This is a genomic window from Meiothermus sp. (assembly GCF_026004115.1).
In the GTDB taxonomy this organism is placed as follows: Bacteria; Deinococcota; Deinococci; order Deinococcales; family Thermaceae; genus Meiothermus.
Map to the genome: position 1 here is coordinate 1152921 of NZ_BPIM01000001.1, position 21023 is coordinate 1173943.

Here is a 21023-nt window from a genome sequence, read left to right on the forward strand (position 1 = left end):
AGCCCAGATGGAGCCGGAAGTCCGCTTCTTTACAGCACGTAGCCGATCCTGGTATCGGGTTCGGTCTTGTCTGGGGCGCGCTCCTGCAACACCAGCAGCAGGGCCTGGGCCTGCTCGAGCCGCTCGATAAAGTAGCTCGAGCCATTCTCACTCAGGGCTTCGTACTCGCCGCGCTCGGCGTCCATCCGCACCGCCACCACCCGCCGGGTCTGAACAAAAAGCTCGGCCCAGGGCAAGTATTCCTCGGTTCTGCTCATATCCATACAACGATAGTAGAAGCCCAACAAAAGCACTGTCGAAAATAGGCAGTAAAACCCCTCTGGGCGTTTCTTGGACTGCATGAGTCCAAAAAATTACGCCGGCCTATCGCAGCGCCATCTGCCCCAGCAACTCGCTCAGTCCAATCAGGCTACCCGTCATCACCAGCGTCAGAATCAGCCAGACCGAAATTACCTCGCTGAGGGCAGGCGACTCGGCGCGCCAGAACCGGGGTTGGCGCACCTGTTGGGCGGCCACAAGCGCTGCAAGTACCAATAGGAGTAACCACAACAGTCCAAACACCTTGGGTTCAGGGTAGCAGCCCTGCCTGAAGGGGCCTGTGCAAAAATACCAGAGCGAAAGTAGGGGCCATGTCCGAAGCCAGCCTGCCCATCTATTCCGTTCTGCCCGCGCTGCGAAACGCCCTGCGTTCGCACCGCACGGCAATTCTGCAAGCCCCTCCGGGCGCAGGCAAAAGCACGGTGCTGCCCCTGGAGCTGCTGGAGGAGCCCTGGCTTTTGGGCCAGAAAATCTGGATGCTCCAGCCCCGCCGCCTGGCCGCCCGCAACGCGGCGGCCCGTATGGCCGCCCTGCTGGGCGAGGAGGTGGGGCAGACCGTGGGCTACCGGGTGCGCTTTGAGAGCCGGGTAGGGCCCCAAACCCGCATCGAGGTGCTTACCGAAGGCATCCTGACCCGCCGCCTGCAAAAAGACCCGGGCCTCGCAGGGGTGGGGCTGGTCATCTTTGACGAGTTCCACGAACGCAGCCTCCAGGCTGACCTGGGCCTGGTGCTGTGCCGCGAGGTGCAGCAGGCCCTGCGCGAAGACCTGCGCATTTTGTTGATGTCGGCGACGCTGGATACCGAGGGGCTGGGCCGGCTGCTGGAAGCCCCGGTCGTGACCGCAGAGGGCAGGCTGTACCCCGTAGAAGTCCGCTACCTGCCCCGCGACCCCGAAGGCCCCCTGCCCGGGGTGGTGGCAGGGGCGGTCTCGAGGGCCCTGGCCGAGCACCCGGGCGATATTCTGGTCTTTTTGCCGGGGGTGGGCGAGATTGCCCGCACCCAGCGGCTTCTGGCCGAGCGGCACCCCGAGGTGAAAATTGCCCCGCTCTACGGCGACCTGCCCCTCGCGGCCCAACAGGCGGCCATCCTGCCCGACCCGCAAGGGCGCAAGGTGGTGCTTTCAACCTCCATTGCCGAGACCAGCCTGACCATCGAGGGCATCCGGGTGGTGGTGGACTCGGGGTACTCGAGGCTCCCCCGCTTCGATGCGAAAAGCGGCCTCACGCGCCTGGAGACGGCGCGCGTCACCCAGGACGCCGCCGAGCAGCGCAGGGGGCGGGCCGGGCGGCTGGGGCCGGGGGTCTGCTATCGGCTGTGGAGCCAGGCCACCCATGGGCAGCTCCTAAAAGAGCGCAGGCCGGAGATTCTGGAGGCCGACCTGGCCCCGCTGGTGCTCGAGCTGGCCCAGTGGGGCGTGCAAGACCCCCACAAGCTGGACTGGGTCACCCCACCCCCCGCCGGGGCCCTCCGGCAGGCCCGCGCACTCCTGGAAGCCCTGGGAGCGCTGGAAGGCCAGGCCCTCACCGAACGGGGCATAGCGATGCTCGAGTGGCCCACCCACCCCCGCCTGGCCCACCTGCTTATGGAAGGCCAGGCCCTGCGGCAAAGCGCTCTGGCCGCCGACCTGGCCGCGCTGCTGGAGGAGCGCGACCCCTTGCCCAGGGGGGCCGGAGCCGATGTGGGCTTGCGCTTACAGGCCCTGCGGCACTGGCGCCAGAGCGGCAAAGCCCTTCACGGCGCCGAGCCGGGTACGCTGGCCCGGATCGAGCGGCTCAGCCAGCAGTGGCGTCAGCGCCTGGGGGTGGCTGCGGAAAACCAGCCGACCGAGGAGCGAAAGGTTGGAATGCTGATTGCCATGGCCTACCCCGACCGGCTGGCCCGCCTGCGCGAAGGGGAGCGCCTGCGCTACCGCCTCTCGGGGGGGCGGGGGGTGCGCCTGGACGAGAACGACCTGCTGGCTGGCAGCCCCTGGCTGGCCGTGGCCCACCTGGACGCAGGTCTGGAGGAGGGCCGCATATTTCTGGCCGCTCCGGTCGAGCCACAAGACCTGGCGCCCTTGGCCCGGCCCGTCGAGACCGTCGCCTGGGATGCCCAGGGCGGGGTGCTGCTGGCCCAGCGCGAGCTGCGGGTGGGGGAGGTGGCGCTTGCCAGGGAGCCGCTCCGCCAGGTGAACCCCACACAACGCCGCGAAATTCTCTGCCAGGTGGTGCGGGCCGAAGGGCTGGCGCTCTTGCCCTAGACAGAAGAACTCCGCCAGTGGCAGGCCCGGGTTCTCTGCCTGCGAAGCTGGCGGCCCGAGGAAGGCTGGCCCGATGTTTCCGACGAGCACCTGCTGGATACCCTCGAGGACTGGCTGGCCCCCTGGCTGGAGGGAGTCTCGCGCCGCACAGATTTTGCCCGCCTCGAGCTCGAGCGCATCCTGGGGGGGCTCTTGCCCTGGCCGCTTCCGCCGCGCCTGGACGCACTGGCCCCCACAAGGCTTCAGGTGCCCAGCGGTTCGCGCGTCAGACTCACCTACCACCCCGATGGCAGCCCGCCGGTGCTGGCGGTAAAGCTACAGGAAATGTTTGGCCTGGCCGATACCCCCACCGTCAACGAGGGGCGCACACGGGTGCTGCTACACCTGCTCTCCCCGGCCCAGCGGCCCATCCAGGTGACGCAAGACCTCAAAAGCTTCTGGAACCACACCTACCCCGAAGTTCGCAAGGAACTGCGGGGGCGCTACCCCAAACACCCCTGGCCCGAAGACCCCTGGAACGCCCTGCCTACCCGCAAGACCAGGCCCCGGTAGAACTGAAACAAGGGTTCGAAAAGATTTTTGCATTGCCCAGTACTTCAAAAAACGCCTTAAGGCGTAAGAAGACCCCCAGGTTTGTTCCTGGGGGTCTGGATTTGCGGGAGGCTAGATTTCGATGTGATCCAGCCGAATAACCTGATCCTGCAGGGCTATCTCCAGATGGTACTCGCCCCCCTGCGGCACCTCGAGCCGGAACGAGCCGGTCAGGCTGATAGGAGCCGTCAGTTGGGTTTGTTCGTTGCGCAGGGCAGTGCTGCCCTGAATCTGGGCGAGCTGGCTGGGGTCGGCCACGATATACCCTTGCAGGTAGGCTTTGTGGTTATCCGGTTTCAGGCTCAGGTCGAGGTAGAAGTCGCCCGCCTTGTACAGTTGCGACCAGGCCCCGGTGAAGTTCCGGTGGCGCACCGCCAGCGAGGTCTTGCGGGAGTCCATCACCAGGATGGCCTGCAGTTGGGGTTTCTTGGATTCGGTCATCATGATGGCTCCTTAGTTTCCCGAGACGGCCCAGGTGATGGCGGCCACGAGCAGATGCAATCCCATATTGGTCAGGCGGGTGGTACCGGTGCTGCTGGGGAAGAAACCCACCCGGCGGGCCGGAGCGGTGCCGCTTTGCATGGCGGCCCCAATGTCGTAGCCAAACAGGGTCGAGCGGGTGGTGTCGGAGGTCAGGCTGGCCACGCTCACCGCCCCAGAGGCGACCTTGCCCCAGTTGAGCGCATCCGAGCTGCTGTAGATGGTTGAGTTGTACAGGGGCAGGCCCGCCGCGAGGGGGTGGGTGTTGTTGAGCAGGGTGACCTGGGTCTGTCCGGTCTGGGTGTTGCGGTCACCGGATTTACTCCCGGTCATGCGCATCTCGTCAAACAAATCCCAGTGCATCACCACCACCGGCACGGCTACATTGTTGAATTTGGTGCTCACGTCGCCCGGGGTCACGCTGCCCGAGATGAGCACCAAATCCCGGCCCGTGGCGTCGGAGGCTGTGCTGGCCTTATCGTCCCTCACCGTGAGGGTATAGCCGATGCTTTCAAGTCGGGTTCGAATGGCCGCATCGCCGGCGCTCAGGTTGGTGTTCCCCACCACCAGGATGGCTTGCTTGCGCTGCAGATCGGGGGCTTTTTGCAGCAGGCCCACGGTGTTGACCAACCCCCGCTGTACTCCGGAAATGCCCAGGTTCACAGCGGAGTGCTCGAGGTAAGTCCCCACGCTGGCCTTGTTCACCGTCTCGGCCAGCGCCAGGGCGATGGCCCCGGTCACCTGCGGGGTGGCAAAGGACGTACCGGTGTAATAGGCAAACCGGTTGTCGGGGTAGGCTCCGGCAATCAGGACACCCGGGGCCACGAACTCCAGCGAGGGGCCCCTGCAAGAAAAGAGGGAGATGGCCAGGGCGCTACTAATGCTGCCTACGCTGACCAGGAACTGGTGGTTGTTCACGCCGTTGTTGGCCCAGGCGGCGGGGTAGGTAAGGTTGCTGTCGCCGGTGTTGCCCGCCGAGGCCACAATGTAGATGCCCTGGTTGGTCGCGCTGTTGATGGTGAGCTGCAGGGCGGTGTCGTTGACGGTAGTACCCAGAGAAACGTTGATGACCTGGGCGCCCATGCTCATGGCGTGCTGGATGCCCGAGATCACACCGGCTACCGTGCCCGCCCCATCGCCGTTCAAGACCCGGATGGGCAGGATGGCAGCCCGTGGGGCCACTTGCAAAATGAGGCTGGCCACCCCGGTGCCGTGGCCGTACATGCTGCCAGCCACCTCCTGGGGAATGGCATCCCAATCCACGAAGTCGTAGTGCTGATAGTTGGGGGCCAGCCGACCCGCAAACTGGGGATGGGCCAGGTCAATGCCGGTGTCCAGCACCGCCACCTTGATGCCCTGGCCGAAGTTGCGGCTGAGGGCCTGGGCCTGGGGCACCTTGGTCAGCATGAACTGGAAGCGGTTTTCGCTGGGGAGGGCGGGGATGGTGCTGGTGCCACCGGCCCAGCTATTCCAGCCACCCGCCCAGCTATTAAAGCCGCCCGCCCAGCTATTGAAACCCCCGGTCCAGGAGTTGAAGCCCAGGGCGGTGGCCGGGGTGCGCACGGTGGCGTTGGGCTCGAGGGTGGTGTTTTGCAGCGAGGCCCCGCTCCCCTGCAGGGCCGCAGCGGCCTCGCTACTGAGCTTCAGAATGGCCTGCGCCTCGAGCCAGGCAATCACCTCGCCCCCGTAGCGCTGGGCCAGGCGTTCTGGGGTATCGCTTGCAGTGATGGGCACCGTCAGCAAATAGCCGTTATCGCTGGAGGGCAGAGCGGTGGGTCTGTTGGGGCCACCGCAGGCTGCCAGCAGTGCCAGCAACGCCAGTGCGAGGGCTCGGTAGAGGCCAGATATGGATGGAATGGCGTTTTTCATGCATAGGCCTCGCTCCGTAGAGTTCTTGCTGAGTCCAAGCCTAGGGAAAAAGCCCGTCGTCCAGTGCGAAAAAAACCGTTACATACACCCGCATGTAACGCCAATCTGGGAAAGTACCTCCCAGAAGCACTTTTGGAGGTGGGACGTTACCGGCGTTACGGAGAAAACGGGGTTGTATTAAGACCAGGCCTTGAGGGGGCGCATCTTAGGGGTTTTTTTGTACTGATGGTCTTGCATCCGCCGCAAGACTTGCGTGAGCACCCGGATCCCCTGCTCGAGGTAGGGCCCCTTGTTGAGCATCACGCACTCGGCCCGGGCGGCCAGTACCGCGTCCGATACCTCAGCACGGGAAGGGGTGCCTTTCTTGACCAGCCGATCCAGCACCTGGGTGGCCCAGATGACCGGCACCGAGGCCGCTTCGGCCAGCCAGAGGATCTCTTCCTGCATCTCGGCCAGGCGTTCGTAGCCAAGTTCTACCGCCAGGTCGCCCCGGGCAATCATGATGGCGGTAGGCCAGCGCCCAGCGGCTCGCACCGCCAGTTCGGGCAGGTTGCCCACCGCCAGGGCCGTCTCGACCTTGAGCACCAGACCGCGCAAACGGTGGGGATGGCGAGCTTCCAGTTCCGAAAGCAGGTGTTCCACATCTTCCGGCCGTTGCACGAAGGAGTACCCCAGCAGGTCGGCGTTGTGAAGGGCGAACTCGAGGTCTCCCAGATCCTTGGGGCTGAGCGGTTCGATGTCCAGCGGGGTATCGGGCAGGTTCAAGCTCTTCTCGGGTTGCAGTTTGAAGCCCTGGGAGGCGTACCGACCACCCGCAGCAGCACCGCTTGGGGTTCGACTTGCTCCACGCGGGCCTCGAGCTTGCCCTCATCCATAAAAACCCGGTGGCCCACCTGCAGTCCCGCAAGCGGCGTCGGTAGCAACTTCCTCCGGCAGCGTGACCAGGATGCGGGGACCCCTGCCGGGACCAAAAAGCTCCACAGTAGCGGCCTCGAGCAAAGCCTACCGGGCAAAAAAGTCTTCTGGTCGTGGGTAGGGCATCTTCCCATGACCCAACATCCGGCTCAGGGTGGCCAGCAGCGCCTCGAGGTTCTCCCGCACCCTGGACTCGGCTCGCCCCAGCGAGGATAGCCCCAGCCAGGCCAGTTCGCGCTGTAGGGGGCGCAGATCGTGCTTTCGCAAGGCCAGGTAGTCGGCCAGATTGCGGGCCGACCGAGCAAACGGTGGCCGCTTCAGGTAGGGCAGCCAGCGCTGGTATTGCGCCGCGCCCTCCTGCTCTACCTGCGCCCGTAAGGTGGAAATTTGCCGGTAGAGGGCCTCGAGAGCAGCGCGTTCCTCTGAAGCTTGCATAATTCGAGATTCGAGACAGCTCGACACCTGGGCCCCTATCTAGCCCTTGCTACCATAGCGTTGCCTGGTCTCTTCAGACCAATGTCAGCTTGGGGCCGGAGTCCCCCCTTTTTGTATTGTCTCGCTGGTGCGCCCGGCAGGACTCGAACCTGCGACCTAAGGTTTAGGAAAACCTGGCATTATCTTTTGACGGTTTTGACCAGTTTTGATTTTGCTTTGCCGGACAGATTCTTTTGCTGCTTCATGTTTGTTGTAACCAGTTCATTTTGTTCAGTTCTGCCACCGTGTAGGTGTAATAAGGTGTCAAGGCTCAGGGCCGCCCGGCGCTGGTCTTCCTCTTGAAGGTGCTGGTAAATCCGCAGGGCTAAGCTGGGGTCTGCGTGGCGCAACCGGTCGGCCACCTGTTTGGGATTGAGGCCTGCGCGAAAGGCCAGCGAGGTGTAGGTGTGCCGGATGCCGTGGGGGCTGATGTAGGGCACGCCCGCCTTCCGGCAAAGCAATTTGAGCACCCTGGCCGCGTTGCGGTGGGTGATAGGGGTTCCTACCTCCGAAGGAAAAATCAGGCCGTTCTCTTTCCAGCGCTTGGCGGTGGCCCGCTCTTCGGCCTGGCCCTGGCGGTGGGCGGCAAGCAGAGCTTGGGTATCCGGGTCGAGGTATAGCGCGGCCTGGGAGTGCCGGGTTTTGGTAGGGCCAAACGTGCCATCAAGCCGAAGGGTTCGGCGCACCCACAGCCGCTCCCCCTCCCAGTCCTGCCACTGAAGGGCCAGGGTTTCGCCAATCCGAAGCCCGGTAGCGAGCATAAAAGCAAACATGGGGTATAGCCGGTGTGACCGGGCGACCTCGAGGAACTTCGCCGCATCCTGGGCGGCCCATGCCTGGGCGGGGCGCACCCGGCCCCCTGATGGAGGGTCTACCGCCTCTGCCGGGTTGGACTCGATGAGGTCTAGCCGCAGGGCATCCCGCAGAGCTGCCCGCAAGAACTGGAAGGTTTGCCGCCGGGTGGACGGGGAGAGGTGGGCCAGGTCAGCCAGGAAGGAGCGGATGGCCAGCGGGGTTAGCCGGGTGAGGGGCATCTGGGCCAGCGGGGCTAGCCGCTTTTTATACTCGTCGTACTTGGCGGCAGTAGATGGACGGATGTTGTGGGTGCGGACGTGTTCGGCAGCCCACCGCTCGAGCCATTCTCCCAGCCGCAAGCGGCTAGGCTGGATTAGGCCATAGCCCGCTTTGGGCAGCAGCCGGGCGAGCCGCTCGGCTACCTCGCGCCGGGTACGCCCGTACACCCAGCGCTTTTGCTGCTTGCCGTCAGGCCCATAGCCCACCGTGACGAAGGCCGCCCAGCGCCCGTCTTTGCGCTGGAAGATGGAACCCTCGCCTTTGCCGCGTCGGGGCATGCTACCCTCCAGGGTGATATGCTGGATTCATGACGGTGGTGCTGCCGCGTGGGCTGGAAAAGAAAATCTCCGACCTGCAAAAGATCAAGGGCAAGGGATGGGACAAGGAGCTCGAGAGAGCCATTGACGCCATCTTGGCGGAAGACCTGCTGCTTACCCCAAACCCCAAGCAAAAACTGACCGAAGCGCAAGCCATAAAAGAAGCTAGTAAAGCCGTCAAAGAAGACCGAGCGTGGCGAAAATAGGCCCGGTTACTGACAAAGCGCATCACGGGTTTTTCTGCTCCTGCTGGTTAGGCACAAACCGGTTACGCAAAAACACCCCAACCAGCACAGCCAACCCAGTCACACCAAACCCTGCCGCTGCAATGTTATTGTCCCTGTAAGCAAGGACAAACGCAGCAGCCAAACTAAAGATGGTTACCACAAGCCCCATCCACTGCCCAGCCCGGAACGATTTGTAGTCATACTCCATCATTTGCTTGGTGAGCTGGGCGTCCTGTTGACGTAACTCGATTAAAGCCCTTTGCTCACGCTCTGCCATTTCCATCAAGCGGCTTGCCGCGCCGGGTAAAACCCTTTCATAGCCCTCGAAGTCAGACGGCTTAGGCAGTGGGCTAACGTTTATCTCACCCTGAATGTGGCTGAATGTGCCTATTACGGGTGACTTCGAAACCGGATTGACAACCTGGGAAGGTTTAGCGGGTAAGTTCTGTTTCCTTCTTTTGCCCATGCGCGGCTACCTCGGAATCCATCTTGCGCATTGCGATCCGCAGGTAGTCGCCAACGGCATTCCAGTACGGCTTTTGCTCCCGGCTTTGGATATGTCTGTGAGCGTAGTCCCTGTAGTAGCTGGGCGAGTACATCCCAAACACGCTCAAAAAACCACGCACAAAAGCCTTGCTCTGAAAGTGCCTCATAGCTACCGTATTGTACCTGCGGGTCATTAAAACGGGCTGTTGTTTTCTCACATTCAAAAGTCACCCCCTCAAAAACCGACCAATCGTTACAACCGCCCCCCTGCCGGATCGTGGTAGTACACCCGTCCAATCACCCGCATCTCGGAAGGCCGCCAGGGGCGGTATTTGGGGTTGTCGGATACTAGCCACAGCTCGCCATCGTCCAGCCGTCGTGCGCGCTTGATGGTGTGCCCATCGCCGGGTATCTCGAACACGTACACCCGCCCCTCCCGTAAATCGAGGTCCGACGGGTCCACATACACCCTGTCACCATCTTTGAGAGTGGGGGCCATGCTGTCCCCCTCGACCTGATACAGCAGGCTACCCCTGCGCCACACGTCCGCAAGCACGGGCATACCGTCGGCATCCACAGGCCGCCCGGCGCTGGCAAGGCCACGCACCGGCTCGATGAAAAAGCGCAGCTTACTGACCCGCTCGCCGGGTTGAAGAACCGTGGGAGATTCCAAATCTAAAAGGGGTTCAAGCCCGGTTTGTTCCTGCCAATCCGAAGCCCGCCAACCCAAAGCTTTTAACAAAAGAGAAAACTGCCTAACCGTGAGCGTAGAAGGGTCTTTTTTGCCGTTCTCAAGGCGATATATAAGAGCTTGATACAACTCACCCCCTGTTTCATTCTCAATATCCACCAAAGATTTCCCCAACATAGCTCGCCTAGCAGCAATAGCCCGCCCCCATACGGGCTTTTCCTTTTTCGTGACTTTGGGCATACAGCTAATGCTATGGTTGGCAACCAACATAAGTCATTCACCCCCTGTAAACACTATGAACGCTATGACTTGACAAGTCATGAACTTTGTGTTCATACTTGGCATTAGCCATGAACGAAAAGTTCATAACCTCAGGCAAAGCAGCCAAGATTTTAGGGGTAGCAACGAGCACAGTAACCGCTATGTGCGAGCGGGGCGAGTTTTCTGGGGCGTATAGGCCCGGCAAGTGGTGGCGTATCCCGCTAGCCGAAGTGCAACGGAAGCGGCAGCCCCGCAAACCGGAGGCCCCCCGTGACTAACCCCAAAATCGCCTACCGCGTCGAAGAAGCCGCGCAAATCCTGGGCGTCCACCCCAGCACGGTTTACGAGCTGGTACGGGCCGGAACCCTGCCGCACAAGAGGCTAGGCCGCCGGATCATCATCCCGGCCAGGGCGCTTGAGGAATGGCTGAACACCCCCGAGCCCTGGGCCAGCTACGACTACACCCACGCAAGGAAATAACCCCGGCGTTCGCCGGGGCCAGAAAGGAGACACCATGAGTATAGCACAGTACTACGTCACTAAAGTCGAGCCGTGCCCCCAGTGTGGAGGAAGTGGCGTCATTTTGCATCCTTATTGGCGCGAATATTGGGAGGAGTTTGATAATCGCCTCGCTCCCACCAAAGCAGAACACTATACATTCTGGCGTAATCACGGCTACAACCCCTACAGCCCGCCTAGCGAGGAAATCACGTGCCACAACTGCAATGGCTCGGGGTGCATCGAATCTCGTGCATCGTTAGAGGAAGCGCTGCGCGCGATTTTCCCAAAAATGTTGGGGGAAATCCAGCAGCGCGAGGAGCTGGATTTAGAAGCCGCTGATGCGGCAGCCTTTGCTGCCGAGTGGGAGGCGCAATGAAAATGAAAATGCCATTGACGCGGGAAATTGCTCTTGCTGCCGCTGGGCTTTTCCTGGTTTGGCTGCTGACACCCACCGAAAATAACCCCGGCTGTCACCGGGGTCAGAAAGGAACGGAAACAGTATGAGTATAGTACAGATTCAGAAGCCGCTAGAAGATCTTGGGGAACTGCTGCACAGCATGGGCCTGAGCCTCAAATACGCCGTTCACCCCATCGAGGGCGGGCAGATTTGGGAGATCAAGGCGAAAAACGGGGCTGTGGACTGGGGGATCGGGGTTGGGAACAATCGGACTGACGCCCTGGCCAGCTTGCTTTTTGAGCTAGGGATTGAGCTTACCTTTGACCACCCTAATAAACCCTACGCACGCTGGGGCAGGCCCTACAAAGGATATGAAAGCCCGGAGCTCGAGCGCATCGTATGGCTCGAGCACATCGGCTGGGGCAACGTCTTCGAAATTCGGGGGTGGCGGTATGTCTGACCCTGAGCACCACCACCACCTGATTTGGCTGACATACGTGACCGTTTACCGGTCTCGGATGCAAGACCTCGCTATCCGCTGGTGGCTCGAGCGCATTGGAGGCGATCAGCAATGAAAATGCCGCTTAGACGTGAAATGGCACTGACGGCCGCCGGGCTTTTTTTGGTCTGGCTGCTGGTTGCCTTGCTAGACACGGCTGCGCTCTGGTTGCGCGGCCTGGGGGGGTAGTTATGCACATAGCAGTCATTTTTGGCTATCCAGCCATCTACACCGACGGCACGCTCTACTGGTTCTGCCACAAGCGCGACCACCAGGCCACCGAACTGGTGCGGCAGCTGGCCGATTTGCTCAGGGCTGTGCTGGTGGTGGTGGACTACATGCCCGGCATCGAGCGCGAGGCTATGGCAGCCTGGGCCATCCGCCAGATTGACCAGCTCCGCTCCAGCGATATGCCGGTGGAGCAGTGGTGGGCCCTGGAGGATTGCCGGATCAACCTATGGCAGATGCACAGGAGGAACCATGTTGCTGCAAACGCCTGACGACGTGGCCCGCGAACTGCGCCGCAACCCTGGGCGAGAGTTTGATCTGACCCGCCCGGGCTGCCATGCGCCCATACGGATCTACGCCCGCCAAAGCGGCCTCATCACCATGTGGGCGCCAGAGCAAAGCCGCCCGATACATGGAATCGTCAAGCTTACGGCTTTTGAACTTGGCGAAGGCCCCTACGAGCTTTCGCCCGTCTAGAGGAACTATGCAAATCTCGCCCTACGACATTGAAACGCTGGTGCAGGCAACAACAGAAGCCATCCTGAATCAGCCCGCAGATGAGCGGGCAAGCTGGGTGTTGTTGCTGCTGGAAAACCTGGATGTAGGCGTCGCTTTGCGCGAAGGCAAAGAACAGGCCAACGCGCTGCTTCATCCCATTATCCGCTGTGCCTACGACCGCTGGAATACCGGGAGGTGGGGCTGATGCTATTTGGACTGCCCACACAGGACGAAATCGACCAATGGGATTATCGCGAGCGGGCCGAGGGTAAGGTCATGGTAAAAATCAGGCCGCCGAACGACCCCCGCTACAAGCTGCTCGAGGCCACTTTATTGATTGCCCGCTATGCACCCAAGAAACAGGGCCGCTATGTGAGCGATGCCAAGGTGCCCTGGGAGTACATCAAGCGAATCCGCAAAGCGCTGATTGAACTGAATATTTCATTGGAAAGTTGGGACTTTGCAATTGAGCTCAGCCGGCTCTACGAATCGTTCGAGGATCTGCGATGACCCCTCAATCTAAAACATCGAACGAGCTCAAGGGCCTATTAGCGCTGGCCACTGAACACGCACGACGTTCAAGCCGCACCCCCTGGGTCAGCATGACGATTCGTGATACCACGATCAGCATTCAGATACGGCGCACCTACACCAACCAGGTGCGCGTGCTGGTGGCCAGCAAAAACGGCCAACCCACAAACGCCCAGATCGATTTCGTTATCAAGGCCCTGGGGCTGCGCCCATTCCAAACCGACACGTTGCCGCTGTATGGGACAAACGCCGCCATCCTGCTTGTATCCGAACACTATGACGCCCGAGACCTTGACCCCCGCCCAAGCCCAGTCTGAAATAGCCAGGCTGGGCTATTACCTGGATTCCGACCTCGAGTGCCTTGGTGCTGAAAAGCGCCAGGGCGAGTGGATTTTTCGGTTCCGGCTGCGTCAGCCGTCCGGCTTGACCATCGAGCGCAGCCAAAGCGACCTGCCGTCACTGCTGGCTACCTTGGCCTGGATGCAGCGGCCAGAGCCGGTGTTTGATTTATTCCAGATGAGCCTTACGGATGCCCAGGCCTGGCACCGCCTGCGGCAATTGCGACGCGAGCAGTCATGACCACCGGCACCGGCAACTTCTACGGAGAAACGGCCACCGGCATCCACCGGGCCGTTGACCTGTGGAACCACAACCACCCTGGCCAGCCGCTACCCCGGGCTCTGTACCGTGCCCTCATCCGGCATGGTAAGCCCAAGGCCCCCCCAGGGGTGGGGGGCCTCGAGCGGCTTTCCCGGGTGCACGGGTGGTACGACCAGGCCCTTACCCAGTCCTGGCATCTGGGTGGGGGGGAGGGCTTGTCAAATGGTGCATATCGTGCCGGTCACGTCCAGGACGGCATTCTGCCTGTGGATAATAAAAATATCACAAATGCACAGGCACACATATCAGGCCTGAAGGCCTACCTCGAGGCCACCCCCGGCACCGTAAAGATGAGAATCCGGGGCCAGGTAACGCCCAGGCCTGTCAACCCAGATGCCCGGCGCGGCCAGATTGAGAAACTGACCCGGCAAGCGCTGAGCCGGCTAACCGCCAGGACCCGCGAACTCGAAGCGCGGGGATTCAAACCGGATTATCTGCTGACCCTTACCTACCCTGGCGATTGGCGAGGGGCCCTGATGAGCAGCGAAGCCGAGCCAAAGATTGTTCGTTTTCGCGAATGCTGGGAACGATTGGAGGATCTACGCTCAAAAATAAAGCGGGCCCGAGAAGCAATGCGCTATAACCCTGACGGCGACTGGGTATTGCGCTATCTGCTAGAGGAATTTGCCGCGACAAAATCTGACGCTCGGAAGATTTTGGGGGAGCTCCGCACGCTGGGCCCAGACGGTCGGAAAGTAAAAGAGCACAAAAACTCGTTCTTGAAGCGGTTTGAGCGCAAGTTTGGCGCTCAGCACCTCAGCAGCCACTGCTGTTACGCTCAGGCCTTGAAAGCAGCCCAGGAAGCAGAGGAATCAGGATTATATGTGAGCGTGAAAGTACGCATATCAGACCGGGAGGGGCCCTGGAAGTGGGAGGTGGTGGGAATCCTTTACCGCGTATTCTGGTGGCTCGAGTTCCAGAAGCGCGGGGCGCCACACCTGCACATGATCTTTTTTGATGTGCGCGTAGGCCTCGACTGGGATGCCGTGCAGAACTGGGTAGGCCATGCCTGGGGTGCTGTAGTAGCAGGGCGGCGCAGTGCCAAAGATCACAGCATCAGCCATAATCCAAAGCTTGCCCGACTTCTCGAGGGATACGACACACAGCGCGAGTTGTGGGGCAAAAAAATGGCCGATCTGTGGCTTCAGCAGGGCGTAGAGGCCCTGGGGCTAAACTGGGGGCTTTTCCAGCACGTTAGAGCGGGAACCCGCCTCGAGGCCATGCGCAAGGCGCACTGGGGCTATGTTTCAAAGGAGGCCGCCAAATATGCCTCCAAAAAATACCAATCCAAGGTGCCCCAAAACTACCGCAACGTAGGGCGGTGGTGGGGCCATCGGCACATCAAGAGGACTCCCCCGTACTGGGTCAACCTACCCATAGAATCTATAGAACAGACCATCATCAAACCCATACAGGCCGCAACCAGCACCTTACCTCCAGGATGCTTTCGCTTTCGGCAAAAGCTCGAGCGGTTTTTTGAAGCCGCTCGCAATGGGGAGCCTTATGGCTATATCACCGTCTGGGGTCAGGCCGCCGTAGATGCCGCTTTGGAGGCGTTGGATGGAGTTTGAAAGTATCTGCAAAAAAAGCTACAAGGTGCAGTTCAATGATCAGAAAACTGCTTTGCGGATTGCCCGTCTCTTGGGCAGGCGAAAGGGCATAAAGTTCTATGTTTACAAATGCCATCACTGCGGATGCTGGCATCTGACACGGCGCTCGCCCAAGGAGTTTGCTACCCTGAAGGAGATCAGCTATGGACGATAAAAACCTGAACCCCCTACGTTTGATCATTGGCCTGTGCCTGATTGGGTATCTCGGCTGGCTATTGCTGAAGCCGCCTAGCGAACCGCTAGTAGAGCAAGTAACCTCTACAAACCCGACGAGCTCGTCCACCAGTTTTGCAAGCCCAACTGCAAAACCGGCACTACCAACTCCCGAAAATGAGTGCCTGGGGAAAATCGAACAAGTATCGCTATCCAACTACGAGATTCGCCTGAAAATCTCTGGCGCAGCTGAGCGCATCCTGGTCTACACCGACCAGGGCAACGTGACCGCCTCGACAGTAGAGGCCGGCTCCGCCGGAGAGTACCGCGTGCGCACACCGGGCCCGGCCACCGCTGTACAGCTGGATGACTGCTCACCGCTCAATCTGAGGTAAATCATGGACATCAAAAAAGGGTACATCGGGAGATCTGCTTTTCGGCTATTTACCAGAAAATCCAACCCCATCACACCCACCACCGCCCAGCAAACCCAACTGATGACTGTGCTGCTGGCCGACCGCCGCAGCGCTGAAAGCATCATGAGCTATGCCCGGGGCGACCTGCGCAACCTCAACGGCATCGAAATCAAAGAGCTTGCCGCCCTGCCTGGGGTGGGTGAGGCCGCTGCCGCTAAAGTCATTGCGCTTTTTGCGCTGCTAAACCAACTTCTCACACCGCGTCAGACTCCACCGGCTAACTCAGACGGCTAATCCAGCCTTGATTATGGGACTACCCACAACGACCATGTGGGTATGGCGTATACCCGCGTGCCCATCTCCCCCAACCAACAACTGGGGCCAGGGCTGTACGAAGCTGAGCTAGTGGTATCCGGCGACATCCGCCGCGCAACCCGAACCGATCTCCAACGTGTGCTATCGGCCAAATTCGGCCAGGCCGTGGAAGTGGTGGACTGGGGAAGGTCTGGCGGGAATTACGTACTTCAGTTTCGAGTCAAGCAAACCCAGGCCCAGGTGCAGACCGATGACCTTTACCAACCTGCGGCCTTTTTTGTGCCAATCATCATCACGGTAGCAGCTATTGCAGGAGCCATCTATTATGCGTACCGATTCGTCGTAGAAATCAAATCCGCCTTTGCTCTGGTATCTCAGCCGGCGCGAGACACCGCTGTAGGTGGAGTTGGTGTAGGAATGGCAGGCCTCGGCTTAGGGGCTGCCCTGTTTGGATTGTATCTACTGGCAAGGAGGTGAAAATGGCCCGCGCCCGCAAAAAAACCCGCCGCAAACTGCCCAAGCGCGATAAAAAAGGACGCTTCGTCAAAAAATGAAACTGCAACTACCCGAAACACTCCTGACCCAGCCGGTGGAAACCCCCACCGGCATAACTGAAGGCGTGCCGCTGGAATCCGAACAGCTTGACCCCATTGTCACGGAAGCGGTCGAATCCCAGCCTGCCCAACCAACACATGCAAAAGAATCGGAAAATGCAAAAGAAAAAACCCCGGAAAAGCGCACTGGCAAAGGTAAATCCCTGCCAATAGTAGGCATCGCCCTGGCCGCCCTGGCCGCCGTCGTAGCAGTAGCCAGTCAAGGAAACTATGGAAGCCCAACCATTCGAGCCGAACAACCCCACACCCCCCAGCCCGCCGGTGGAAACCGGGGCATCGTCTGGGAATGAAGCTGAAAGCTTTACCCCATTGACAGAGGAAACCTCAACTACGTTTGAGGAAATCCCCAGCGCTCCCGAAGCAGTAATTCCGTTTACCGGAGAGGAAATCGTCAACGGGACAGCTATGGTGCTGGCCCTGGGGTTGCGTTTTGAAACACCGGAAGAAGCCCAGGCCTTCATGACCACCTACAAAGCCGGGGTAGTGCCGATGCTGCCCCCTGCGGCTGTACTGGATGCACTGAAAGTAGGGGAAGCGCTGGCCGAATATGGAATTGGGCGAAATCGGATGCCTGGCATGGGCAACCTGGCTGAATTGCCTGGATGGCTGCGCCTGGTGCTGGGTGGGCTGGTGCTGGCCATGAGCGCCTATGGAGGGATCAATGCCGCAAAAGCTGCCCGGGTGGGCATGGCTGATACTGCTGGGGATTCTGCTGCTACTCCTAACTAGGCGGGGTGGCCTCATGTTGCCGTGTCCGAATGCAGACATTCCCAGAAGTGGGCGCTACTTCTGGCCGATCAATCCAATGAAACCCCGGCCTGACGTGACGTTCATGGACCCCAACTACCCGGCTGAATGGGGGATTCACACCGGGGTAGACCTCAACCACCCGGACGGTGGGGATAGCGATTTGGGCCAGCCCCTGCATGCTTTGACCGATGGCCGGGTAGAAGCCGTGCTGCGCAACGTGGGGCCTTCCTGGGGCAACATTGTGGTGCTGTGGCACCCAGGGCCCGGTGTGTGGAGCCGCTACGCGCACCTGGAAAAAGTGCTGGTGCAGCGCTGCCAGGTGGTGAGCGCGGGGCAGGTCATCGGCACCGTGGGCAAGGGGTTTGGCAACCGCTGGCAGGCGCACCTGCATCTGGACGTTTTGAAAAAGAGGCCAGAACGATGGGATGACTGGCCTGGGCAGGACAGGGCCCGGCTGCTGAATCACTACATAGACCCCTGGGCCTTCCTGCAAAAGCAGGCCCAGGCAGGCCGGATTGTCTGGCCCAAACGTTGGGAGGGAAGACATGCCAACATTGCCTGACCTATTCCCATACGCGGTGCTGGCTGGAGGCCTTTACCTGGGCCTGGGCCGCGTGAAGAACCTGCGGGCGGGGCAGGGCTGCCCCAAATGCGAGACCGTGCAGGCAATAGTAGCCTTTGGCCTGGCTGCGTGGGCGGGGTGGGAGCTTTGGCAAAACTACCAAGCGTGATAAGCTGGGAGTATGAAGCGTGCGGCCCCCAAAACGCCAAAACCAAAAACCATCGGCCCGGACTCAAACTCATGGGCAGATGATTTTGTGGTCATCGAACCCGCCAACCCCGACAAAAGGCCGCTACCCCCACAGGTCAAACTCAAAGGCAAAAAAAGCTCGCTTGAATATGTCAAAGAACAGCGAAGATGAGCTGGTTATCTTTGATACCAACGCGCTGATCCAGTTACACACACAAGAACAGTTCAGCGATTTGGCCTTGTCGATTTACCAAAAGGCAAAATATATTGGCGTTTGCAATCTGGTTGTGCCTGAAATAGCGGGTGCAACCGGGGCTATGGTGCGAAACAAAAGCCTCAGTAAACGCGATAGAGCGAAAATCCAATCCTTTTTGCTGGATAATCTAGAAAACTGGCTGGTACTTCCGGTTTCAAAAAAGGTTTGTCGCAAAGCATTCGACCTATGCCAAAAACACCCCCTCAAAGGAGCCGACGCCGTACATCTGGCCACTGTCCTAGCTATGCAGCTATTTCGTGGACTACGTTTTTTCACCCTAGACAAAACCCTGTACCGGGCCGCCCAAAAAGAAAAAATCCCCGTGGTGACCATTCCGGAGTTCGAGCGTGGCCGGTAGGCAGACCTTTCGAATGCTCGTTGTAGGCAAGTCGGGCTCAGGAAAGTCCACCCTGGCCCGGCAGATAATCCGGCGTATGGAGGGGCGCTACCGGCATCTGATCATCGTCAACCGCAAGCGAGAGTTTGCCGAGCTGTGCGAAGGGCGCTACACCGTGGGCGAGGACGGCGACCCCCAGCCTGCCCTCAAGCGCCACCGCCGGGTGATTTTCCAGGTGACGGGCTACGACCCCAGGCCCTTCCTGGACAATCTGGGCCAGGCGATCATGCGAATGCAGGATGTGCTGCTGGTGCTCGATGAAGCCCACCACTTCTTTCCCAGGGGGCAGACCCCCAAGGGCCTTTTTGAAGTTTTGACCGGAGGAAGAGAAGCCGGGCACAACACCATCTTCATCACCCAGATGCTCCAGGGGGCTACGGGCGGGATTGACCCCGGGGTGAGGCGGCAGGCCTCGCACCTGATCACCTTCCGGGTGACTGAGCCTCGAGAGGTAGCAGCCGTGGCCGACATGTTCCCCGAGCTGGGTGAAGGGGTGCGCACCCTGGCCCGACCCGAGAGCGGCCTGCCCCCCGAGTACGGCATCAAGGATCTGGATCGGGACTTTGCCGGTGTAATCAAACGAGCCAACCAGGGCCGGGTATTTGTGCGGCTGGAATAGCCGTCTGTTTTAGCCGTCCAATTCAGCCTTGATTTTCTGCCAACAGCCTTTCAGCCTGGGTGCAGGAGGCATATGGCAGAAAATACGCAAGCCAATGATATGCGTAAGCTGGCATCGGCCCAGAATCCGCTACAGGTGGTGCAAAACCCAATCGTAGTAAGCACCAGCCTGGGCGTGCTGGGCGCATACTGGCTGCGCAAAACCCTGTACACCCAACGCCGTGACATCTTCGGCTGGGCCGATAGAAAAGATGGCCGGGTGGTGTACTGGCAGGTGGGAAAAGACGGCAAGCCCATTGTGGGCAAGGAAAATCAGAACGCCTACACGTCCCGGATTGTTTTTAACCTAGCGGGGGTGCTGCTTGGCACAATTCTGATCAACAACAACCTGATTGAGGACGCAACAGCAGATTATATCGGTCTGGGGGTGGCCGCCGGATCGTTTGCGAATCTGGTCATGACCCTATTCCAGATCGACTAAGGAGAGACCATGCAAGAAGCCTTTGAACGAATCAAACAGATCAATCCTGCCGCACGACCCATCACCGTGCTGTTCACCAGCCCGGAGTTTGCCAGCTTCAGCGGTAAGCAGCGAGTAAAAGTAGGCACTTTCACTGTGCCTCGCGGGGCCACCTGGATTTTGCCCAACCCCCTGCCTTTGATTGCCAAGCTGTACGACAACGCAGGCAACCAGATTCCGCCGGACTCTGACCTGATCATCGCCAAGCGTTCGCGCCCGGATGACCACCCCGAGTTCATCGCCAAAGTGCAGTATGCCGCCTACTATGACCTGACCGAAAGCCAGCAGCGGGATGCAAAGTATTACCAAAACATCTTGCAAACCCTGGCGCCTTTGCGAGTAGGGGCGCAGATTCAGGCGATTCGATTCCGGCAAGAGGAGCAGCTCGAGGTCTACGTAGAAAGCAGTGTGAGTGTAGATCTGACTCAGTCCGGTACCCGGTTGGAGCTGCCCGCCGGGGTAGACAACTCCAACGTGTAGGGGGAAATGATGGGCCTCTTTGAACAACTGCGCGACAACATCAGCCGGGGTCTGGGGGCCCTGCAAGGCCGCCGCCCTGTCAATCCTGAGCCGGTGGCCCCTGTAGCTCCAATGCAAGCCCAGGCCGCCATGCCCGATAGCCCGTGGCTGACCGCCTGGCTGGATGAAGAAGATTTCAGCGCTAGCGGTCTCCCCTATCGGCCCAACGAATGGTTTAGCCTGGCCCAGTTCCGGGTGCCGGAAGATCGGCAGGTGCAAATTCGATCTGGCGAGCGGCGCATCCGCATGTATCTCAAGGGACTGGCCGTGCGTGCCGGGCAAAACCTGGGCGCACCCGCTGCTCGCAACGTGGTTGTGCCCAATCTGATTGAAACCCGGCAGGCCTCGCCCACCCTGCCAACGCTATTCCACCCCGAGATAGCGGTATGGGCGCTGGTGGGGTCTAACTGGCAAAAGTGCCCCATCACTGCTATCAACTACAACACCAACACCATCACCTTTACCGAGCCCGCTGGGGTCACCAGCAACACCGGAATCGAAATCTACTACACCCATAGCGATGGGCAATTCCGCTTCCGGGTGCTGCGCGAGCTGGGCGGAATAGACGATTCGGCAGCCACCGCCTTCAACGGCAGCTTTTCAGCGCTTCACAGCCTCGAGCAGTCCAACCTGGAAGCTATGTGGGCCTGGGCCAACGAGGTAAACCTGGTGCCCGGTATGCGGGTCAGCCTCGAGGTGTACACCACCAATGTGCCGATGGTCTGGAATGATAGAGCTAATCACTATCTGCACATCTACGCGGAAAGCCGGAAATTGAATGTGCTGGATCGCAGCCGCCTGGTGAAGATGGCCGAGCTGTCGGCAAGGAACAACCTGTAGGGGGACA

39 protein-coding genes are annotated in these 21023 nt (G+C 60.2%); 28 read left to right on the plus strand and 11 right to left on the minus strand.

The features are described from left to right. Positions 1–29: 29 nt before the first annotated feature. Positions 30–257: a hypothetical protein gene (locus Q0X23_RS05370; protein ID WP_297859340.1), complete on the minus strand. Its 228-nt coding sequence runs from the start codon at positions 255–257 to the stop codon at positions 30–32. A 106-nt stretch (positions 258–363) separates the two neighbouring features. Next, on the minus strand, positions 364–561 hold the full coding sequence (locus Q0X23_RS05375) for a hypothetical protein (protein WP_297859341.1): 198 nt from the start codon (positions 559–561) through the stop codon (positions 364–366). A 68-nt stretch (positions 562–629) separates the two neighbouring features. Here Q0X23_RS05375 and hrpB point away from each other — a divergent pair, with 68 nt between their 5' ends. Together hrpB and Q0X23_RS05385 are read left to right on the plus strand one after the other, a co-directional pair. Then, on the plus strand, positions 630–2558 hold the full coding sequence (gene hrpB / locus Q0X23_RS05380; protein ID WP_297859342.1) for an ATP-dependent helicase HrpB: 1929 nt from the start codon (positions 630–632) through the stop codon (positions 2556–2558). Positions 2559–2672: 114 nt separating this feature from the next. After that, on the plus strand, positions 2673–3110 hold the full coding sequence (locus Q0X23_RS05385) for an ATP-dependent helicase C-terminal domain-containing protein (protein WP_297861173.1): 438 nt from the start codon (positions 2673–2675) through the stop codon (positions 3108–3110). Between the two features lie 111 nt (positions 3111–3221). Here Q0X23_RS05385 and Q0X23_RS05390 read toward each other — a convergent pair whose 3' ends face one another. The 6 genes from Q0X23_RS05390 to Q0X23_RS05415 all read right to left on the minus strand — a co-directional run bounded on the left by Q0X23_RS05390 (position 3222) and on the right by Q0X23_RS05415 (position 8239). Continuing rightward, on the minus strand, positions 3222–3593 hold the full coding sequence (locus tag Q0X23_RS05390) for a hypothetical protein (protein ID WP_297859343.1): 372 nt from the start codon (positions 3591–3593) through the stop codon (positions 3222–3224). Positions 3594–3602: 9 nt separating this feature from the next. Beyond that, positions 3603–5498 carry a S8 family serine peptidase gene (locus tag Q0X23_RS05395; RefSeq protein ID WP_297859344.1) on the minus strand — a complete coding sequence of 632 codons (1896 nt, stop codon included), beginning with the start codon at positions 5496–5498 and terminating at the stop codon, positions 3603–3605. Positions 5499–5675: 177 nt separating this feature from the next. After that, positions 5676–6263: a pyruvate kinase gene (locus Q0X23_RS05400; protein WP_297859345.1), complete on the minus strand. Its 588-nt coding sequence runs from the start codon at positions 6261–6263 to the stop codon at positions 5676–5678. Beyond that, positions 6260–6421 carry a hypothetical protein gene (locus Q0X23_RS05405; RefSeq protein ID WP_297859346.1) on the minus strand — a complete coding sequence of 54 codons (162 nt, stop codon included), beginning with the start codon at positions 6419–6421 and terminating at the stop codon, positions 6260–6262. Before Q0X23_RS05405 ends, Q0X23_RS05400 begins: the two co-directional genes overlap by 4 nt. A gap of 79 nt (positions 6422–6500) precedes the next feature. Beyond that, on the minus strand, positions 6501–6848 hold the full coding sequence (locus tag Q0X23_RS05410) for a hypothetical protein (RefSeq protein ID WP_297859347.1): 348 nt from the start codon (positions 6846–6848) through the stop codon (positions 6501–6503). A 179-nt stretch (positions 6849–7027) separates the two neighbouring features. Next, positions 7028–8239 carry a tyrosine-type recombinase/integrase gene (locus tag Q0X23_RS05415; RefSeq protein ID WP_297859348.1) on the minus strand — a complete coding sequence of 404 codons (1212 nt, stop codon included), beginning with the start codon at positions 8237–8239 and terminating at the stop codon, positions 7028–7030. Between the two features lie 29 nt (positions 8240–8268). On the opposite strand from Q0X23_RS05415, the gene Q0X23_RS05420 reads away from it, so the two are divergent. Continuing rightward, positions 8269–8484 (plus strand): hypothetical protein, encoded by a 216-nt coding sequence (locus Q0X23_RS05420; protein ID WP_297859349.1) that lies wholly within the window; start codon positions 8269–8271, stop codon positions 8482–8484. Positions 8485–8506: 22 nt separating this feature from the next. Here the strand turns inward: Q0X23_RS05420 and Q0X23_RS05425 are convergent, their stop codons facing one another. The 3 genes from Q0X23_RS05425 to Q0X23_RS05435 all read right to left on the minus strand — a co-directional run bounded on the left by Q0X23_RS05425 (position 8507) and on the right by Q0X23_RS05435 (position 9664). Next, a complete protein-coding gene (locus Q0X23_RS05425; protein WP_297859350.1) occupies positions 8507–8971 on the minus strand; it encodes a DUF2335 domain-containing protein in 465 nt (154 codons plus the stop codon). After that, the gene (locus Q0X23_RS05430) at positions 8937–9158 is read right to left on the minus strand and encodes a hypothetical protein (protein ID WP_297859351.1); all 222 of its coding nucleotides are present in this window, start codon (positions 9156–9158) and stop codon (positions 8937–8939) included. The genes Q0X23_RS05425 and Q0X23_RS05430 overlap by 35 nt, the downstream gene beginning before the upstream one ends. 86 nt (positions 9159–9244) lie before the next feature. Further along, positions 9245–9664 (minus strand): S24/S26 family peptidase, encoded by a 420-nt coding sequence (locus Q0X23_RS05435; RefSeq protein ID WP_297859352.1) that lies wholly within the window; start codon positions 9662–9664, stop codon positions 9245–9247. A 368-nt stretch (positions 9665–10032) separates the two neighbouring features. Between Q0X23_RS05435 and Q0X23_RS16145 the strand changes: the two genes are divergently transcribed. From Q0X23_RS16145 to Q0X23_RS05555, 25 genes are all read left to right on the plus strand, one after another. Further along, the gene (locus Q0X23_RS16145) at positions 10033–10221 is read left to right on the plus strand and encodes a helix-turn-helix domain-containing protein (protein ID WP_374707445.1); all 189 of its coding nucleotides are present in this window, start codon (positions 10033–10035) and stop codon (positions 10219–10221) included. Next, positions 10214–10423, plus strand: a complete 210-nt coding sequence (locus Q0X23_RS05440; RefSeq protein ID WP_297859353.1) for a helix-turn-helix domain-containing protein — start codon at positions 10214–10216, stop codon at positions 10421–10423. The genes Q0X23_RS16145 and Q0X23_RS05440 overlap by 8 nt, the downstream gene beginning before the upstream one ends. 34 nt (positions 10424–10457) lie before the next feature. Further along, on the plus strand, positions 10458–10820 hold the full coding sequence (locus Q0X23_RS05445; protein WP_297859354.1) for a hypothetical protein: 363 nt from the start codon (positions 10458–10460) through the stop codon (positions 10818–10820). A 124-nt stretch (positions 10821–10944) separates the two neighbouring features. After that, positions 10945–11301 (plus strand): hypothetical protein, encoded by a 357-nt coding sequence (locus Q0X23_RS05450; RefSeq protein ID WP_297859355.1) that lies wholly within the window; start codon positions 10945–10947, stop codon positions 11299–11301. Further along, on the plus strand, positions 11294–11416 hold the full coding sequence (locus Q0X23_RS05455) for a hypothetical protein (protein WP_297859356.1): 123 nt from the start codon (positions 11294–11296) through the stop codon (positions 11414–11416). The genes Q0X23_RS05450 and Q0X23_RS05455 overlap by 8 nt, the downstream gene beginning before the upstream one ends. A gap of 115 nt (positions 11417–11531) precedes the next feature. After that, entirely contained in the window at positions 11532–11840 is a 309-nt protein-coding gene (locus tag Q0X23_RS05460) for a hypothetical protein (protein ID WP_297859357.1), read from the plus strand. Beyond that, on the plus strand, positions 11821–12045 hold the full coding sequence (locus Q0X23_RS05465; protein WP_297859358.1) for a hypothetical protein: 225 nt from the start codon (positions 11821–11823) through the stop codon (positions 12043–12045). The genes Q0X23_RS05460 and Q0X23_RS05465 overlap by 20 nt, the downstream gene beginning before the upstream one ends. Before the next feature lie 7 nt (positions 12046–12052). Beyond that, complete coding sequence (locus Q0X23_RS05470) at positions 12053–12271, plus strand: hypothetical protein (RefSeq protein ID WP_297859359.1); 219 nt, start codon at positions 12053–12055, stop codon at positions 12269–12271. Continuing rightward, entirely contained in the window at positions 12271–12576 is a 306-nt protein-coding gene (locus Q0X23_RS05475; protein WP_297859360.1) for a hypothetical protein, read from the plus strand. Before Q0X23_RS05470 ends, Q0X23_RS05475 begins: the two co-directional genes overlap by 1 nt. Next, complete coding sequence (locus Q0X23_RS05480) at positions 12573–12914, plus strand: hypothetical protein (RefSeq protein ID WP_297859361.1); 342 nt, start codon at positions 12573–12575, stop codon at positions 12912–12914. The genes Q0X23_RS05475 and Q0X23_RS05480 overlap by 4 nt, the downstream gene beginning before the upstream one ends. Next, entirely contained in the window at positions 12874–13176 is a 303-nt protein-coding gene (locus Q0X23_RS05485; RefSeq protein ID WP_297859362.1) for a hypothetical protein, read from the plus strand. The genes Q0X23_RS05480 and Q0X23_RS05485 overlap by 41 nt, the downstream gene beginning before the upstream one ends. Next, positions 13173–14828 (plus strand): hypothetical protein, encoded by a 1656-nt coding sequence (locus Q0X23_RS05490; RefSeq protein WP_297859363.1) that lies wholly within the window; start codon positions 13173–13175, stop codon positions 14826–14828. Before Q0X23_RS05485 ends, Q0X23_RS05490 begins: the two co-directional genes overlap by 4 nt. Before the next feature lie 182 nt (positions 14829–15010). Beyond that, positions 15011–15415 (plus strand): hypothetical protein, encoded by a 405-nt coding sequence (locus tag Q0X23_RS05495; protein WP_297859364.1) that lies wholly within the window; start codon positions 15011–15013, stop codon positions 15413–15415. A 3-nt stretch (positions 15416–15418) separates the two neighbouring features. Beyond that, positions 15419–15730: a hypothetical protein gene (locus tag Q0X23_RS05500; protein ID WP_297859365.1), complete on the plus strand. Its 312-nt coding sequence runs from the start codon at positions 15419–15421 to the stop codon at positions 15728–15730. Between the two features lie 42 nt (positions 15731–15772). Next, entirely contained in the window at positions 15773–16228 is a 456-nt protein-coding gene (locus tag Q0X23_RS05505) for a hypothetical protein (RefSeq protein WP_297859366.1), read from the plus strand. A gap of 73 nt (positions 16229–16301) precedes the next feature. Continuing rightward, positions 16302–16655, plus strand: coding sequence for a hypothetical protein (locus tag Q0X23_RS05510; RefSeq protein WP_297859367.1), 354 nt, complete (start codon positions 16302–16304; stop codon positions 16653–16655). A 19-nt stretch (positions 16656–16674) separates the two neighbouring features. Then, positions 16675–17094, plus strand: a complete 420-nt coding sequence (locus tag Q0X23_RS05515; protein WP_297859368.1) for a hypothetical protein — start codon at positions 16675–16677, stop codon at positions 17092–17094. 76 nt (positions 17095–17170) lie between these two features. After that, complete coding sequence (locus Q0X23_RS05520; RefSeq protein ID WP_297859369.1) at positions 17171–17677, plus strand: M23 family metallopeptidase; 507 nt, start codon at positions 17171–17173, stop codon at positions 17675–17677. Then, the gene (locus Q0X23_RS05525; protein ID WP_297859370.1) at positions 17661–17846 is read left to right on the plus strand and encodes a hypothetical protein; all 186 of its coding nucleotides are present in this window, start codon (positions 17661–17663) and stop codon (positions 17844–17846) included. The genes Q0X23_RS05520 and Q0X23_RS05525 overlap by 17 nt, the downstream gene beginning before the upstream one ends. Positions 17847–17858: 12 nt before the next feature. Then, complete coding sequence (locus Q0X23_RS05530; RefSeq protein ID WP_297859371.1) at positions 17859–18038, plus strand: hypothetical protein; 180 nt, start codon at positions 17859–17861, stop codon at positions 18036–18038. After that, positions 18016–18480, plus strand: a complete 465-nt coding sequence (locus Q0X23_RS05535) for a type II toxin-antitoxin system VapC family toxin (protein WP_297859372.1) — start codon at positions 18016–18018, stop codon at positions 18478–18480. The genes Q0X23_RS05530 and Q0X23_RS05535 overlap by 23 nt, the downstream gene beginning before the upstream one ends. Next, positions 18470–19138, plus strand: coding sequence for a DEAD/DEAH box helicase family protein (locus tag Q0X23_RS05540; protein ID WP_297859373.1), 669 nt, complete (start codon positions 18470–18472; stop codon positions 19136–19138). The genes Q0X23_RS05535 and Q0X23_RS05540 overlap by 11 nt, the downstream gene beginning before the upstream one ends. A 99-nt stretch (positions 19139–19237) precedes the next feature. Continuing rightward, positions 19238–19618 carry a hypothetical protein gene (locus Q0X23_RS05545; RefSeq protein ID WP_297859374.1) on the plus strand — a complete coding sequence of 127 codons (381 nt, stop codon included), beginning with the start codon at positions 19238–19240 and terminating at the stop codon, positions 19616–19618. Positions 19619–19627: 9 nt separating this feature from the next. Then, complete coding sequence (locus Q0X23_RS05550) at positions 19628–20137, plus strand: hypothetical protein (RefSeq protein ID WP_297859375.1); 510 nt, start codon at positions 19628–19630, stop codon at positions 20135–20137. Positions 20138–20143: 6 nt separating this feature from the next. Then, positions 20144–21016, plus strand: coding sequence for a hypothetical protein (locus Q0X23_RS05555; protein WP_297859376.1), 873 nt, complete (start codon positions 20144–20146; stop codon positions 21014–21016). Positions 21017–21023 lie beyond the last annotated feature (7 nt).

Coding starts and splice junctions, on each gene's coding strand:
- Q0X23_RS05370 (WP_297859340.1), bottom strand. CDS start 257: ATGAGCAGAACCGAGGAATACTTGCCCTGGGCCGAGCTTTTTGTTCAG.
- hrpB (WP_297859342.1), top strand. CDS start 630: ATGTCCGAAGCCAGCCTGCCCATCTATTCCGTTCTGCCCGCGCTGCGA.
- Q0X23_RS05390 (WP_297859343.1), bottom strand. CDS start 3,593: ATGATGACCGAATCCAAGAAACCCCAACTGCAGGCCATCCTGGTGATG.
- Q0X23_RS05395 (WP_297859344.1), bottom strand. CDS start 5,498: ATGAAAAACGCCATTCCATCCATATCTGGCCTCTACCGAGCCCTCGCA.
- Q0X23_RS05410 (WP_297859347.1), bottom strand. CDS start 6,848: ATGCAAGCTTCAGAGGAACGCGCTGCTCTCGAGGCCCTCTACCGGCAA.
- Q0X23_RS05415 (WP_297859348.1), bottom strand. CDS start 8,239: ATGCCCCGACGCGGCAAAGGCGAGGGTTCCATCTTCCAGCGCAAAGAC.
- Q0X23_RS05420 (WP_297859349.1), top strand. CDS start 8,269: ATGACGGTGGTGCTGCCGCGTGGGCTGGAAAAGAAAATCTCCGACCTG.
- Q0X23_RS05425 (WP_297859350.1), bottom strand. CDS start 8,971: ATGGGCAAAAGAAGGAAACAGAACTTACCCGCTAAACCTTCCCAGGTT.
- Q0X23_RS05430 (WP_297859351.1), bottom strand. CDS start 9,158: ATGAGGCACTTTCAGAGCAAGGCTTTTGTGCGTGGTTTTTTGAGCGTG.
- Q0X23_RS16145 (WP_374707445.1), top strand. CDS start 10,033: ATGAACGAAAAGTTCATAACCTCAGGCAAAGCAGCCAAGATTTTAGGG.
- Q0X23_RS05445 (WP_297859354.1), top strand. CDS start 10,458: ATGAGTATAGCACAGTACTACGTCACTAAAGTCGAGCCGTGCCCCCAG.
- Q0X23_RS05450 (WP_297859355.1), top strand. CDS start 10,945: ATGAGTATAGTACAGATTCAGAAGCCGCTAGAAGATCTTGGGGAACTG.
- Q0X23_RS05455 (WP_297859356.1), top strand. CDS start 11,294: ATGTCTGACCCTGAGCACCACCACCACCTGATTTGGCTGACATACGTG.
- Q0X23_RS05460 (WP_297859357.1), top strand. CDS start 11,532: ATGCACATAGCAGTCATTTTTGGCTATCCAGCCATCTACACCGACGGC.
- Q0X23_RS05465 (WP_297859358.1), top strand. CDS start 11,821: ATGTTGCTGCAAACGCCTGACGACGTGGCCCGCGAACTGCGCCGCAAC.
- Q0X23_RS05470 (WP_297859359.1), top strand. CDS start 12,053: ATGCAAATCTCGCCCTACGACATTGAAACGCTGGTGCAGGCAACAACA.
- Q0X23_RS05475 (WP_297859360.1), top strand. CDS start 12,271: ATGCTATTTGGACTGCCCACACAGGACGAAATCGACCAATGGGATTAT.
- Q0X23_RS05480 (WP_297859361.1), top strand. CDS start 12,573: ATGACCCCTCAATCTAAAACATCGAACGAGCTCAAGGGCCTATTAGCG.
- Q0X23_RS05485 (WP_297859362.1), top strand. CDS start 12,874: ATGACGCCCGAGACCTTGACCCCCGCCCAAGCCCAGTCTGAAATAGCC.
- Q0X23_RS05490 (WP_297859363.1), top strand. CDS start 13,173: ATGACCACCGGCACCGGCAACTTCTACGGAGAAACGGCCACCGGCATC.
- Q0X23_RS05495 (WP_297859364.1), top strand. CDS start 15,011: ATGGACGATAAAAACCTGAACCCCCTACGTTTGATCATTGGCCTGTGC.
- Q0X23_RS05500 (WP_297859365.1), top strand. CDS start 15,419: ATGGACATCAAAAAAGGGTACATCGGGAGATCTGCTTTTCGGCTATTT.
- Q0X23_RS05505 (WP_297859366.1), top strand. CDS start 15,773: ATGGCGTATACCCGCGTGCCCATCTCCCCCAACCAACAACTGGGGCCA.
- Q0X23_RS05510 (WP_297859367.1), top strand. CDS start 16,302: ATGAAACTGCAACTACCCGAAACACTCCTGACCCAGCCGGTGGAAACC.
- Q0X23_RS05520 (WP_297859369.1), top strand. CDS start 17,171: ATGAAACCCCGGCCTGACGTGACGTTCATGGACCCCAACTACCCGGCT.
- Q0X23_RS05525 (WP_297859370.1), top strand. CDS start 17,661: ATGCCAACATTGCCTGACCTATTCCCATACGCGGTGCTGGCTGGAGGC.
- Q0X23_RS05530 (WP_297859371.1), top strand. CDS start 17,859: ATGAAGCGTGCGGCCCCCAAAACGCCAAAACCAAAAACCATCGGCCCG.
- Q0X23_RS05535 (WP_297859372.1), top strand. CDS start 18,016: ATGTCAAAGAACAGCGAAGATGAGCTGGTTATCTTTGATACCAACGCG.
- Q0X23_RS05545 (WP_297859374.1), top strand. CDS start 19,238: ATGCGTAAGCTGGCATCGGCCCAGAATCCGCTACAGGTGGTGCAAAAC.
- Q0X23_RS05550 (WP_297859375.1), top strand. CDS start 19,628: ATGCAAGAAGCCTTTGAACGAATCAAACAGATCAATCCTGCCGCACGA.
- Q0X23_RS05555 (WP_297859376.1), top strand. CDS start 20,144: ATGATGGGCCTCTTTGAACAACTGCGCGACAACATCAGCCGGGGTCTG.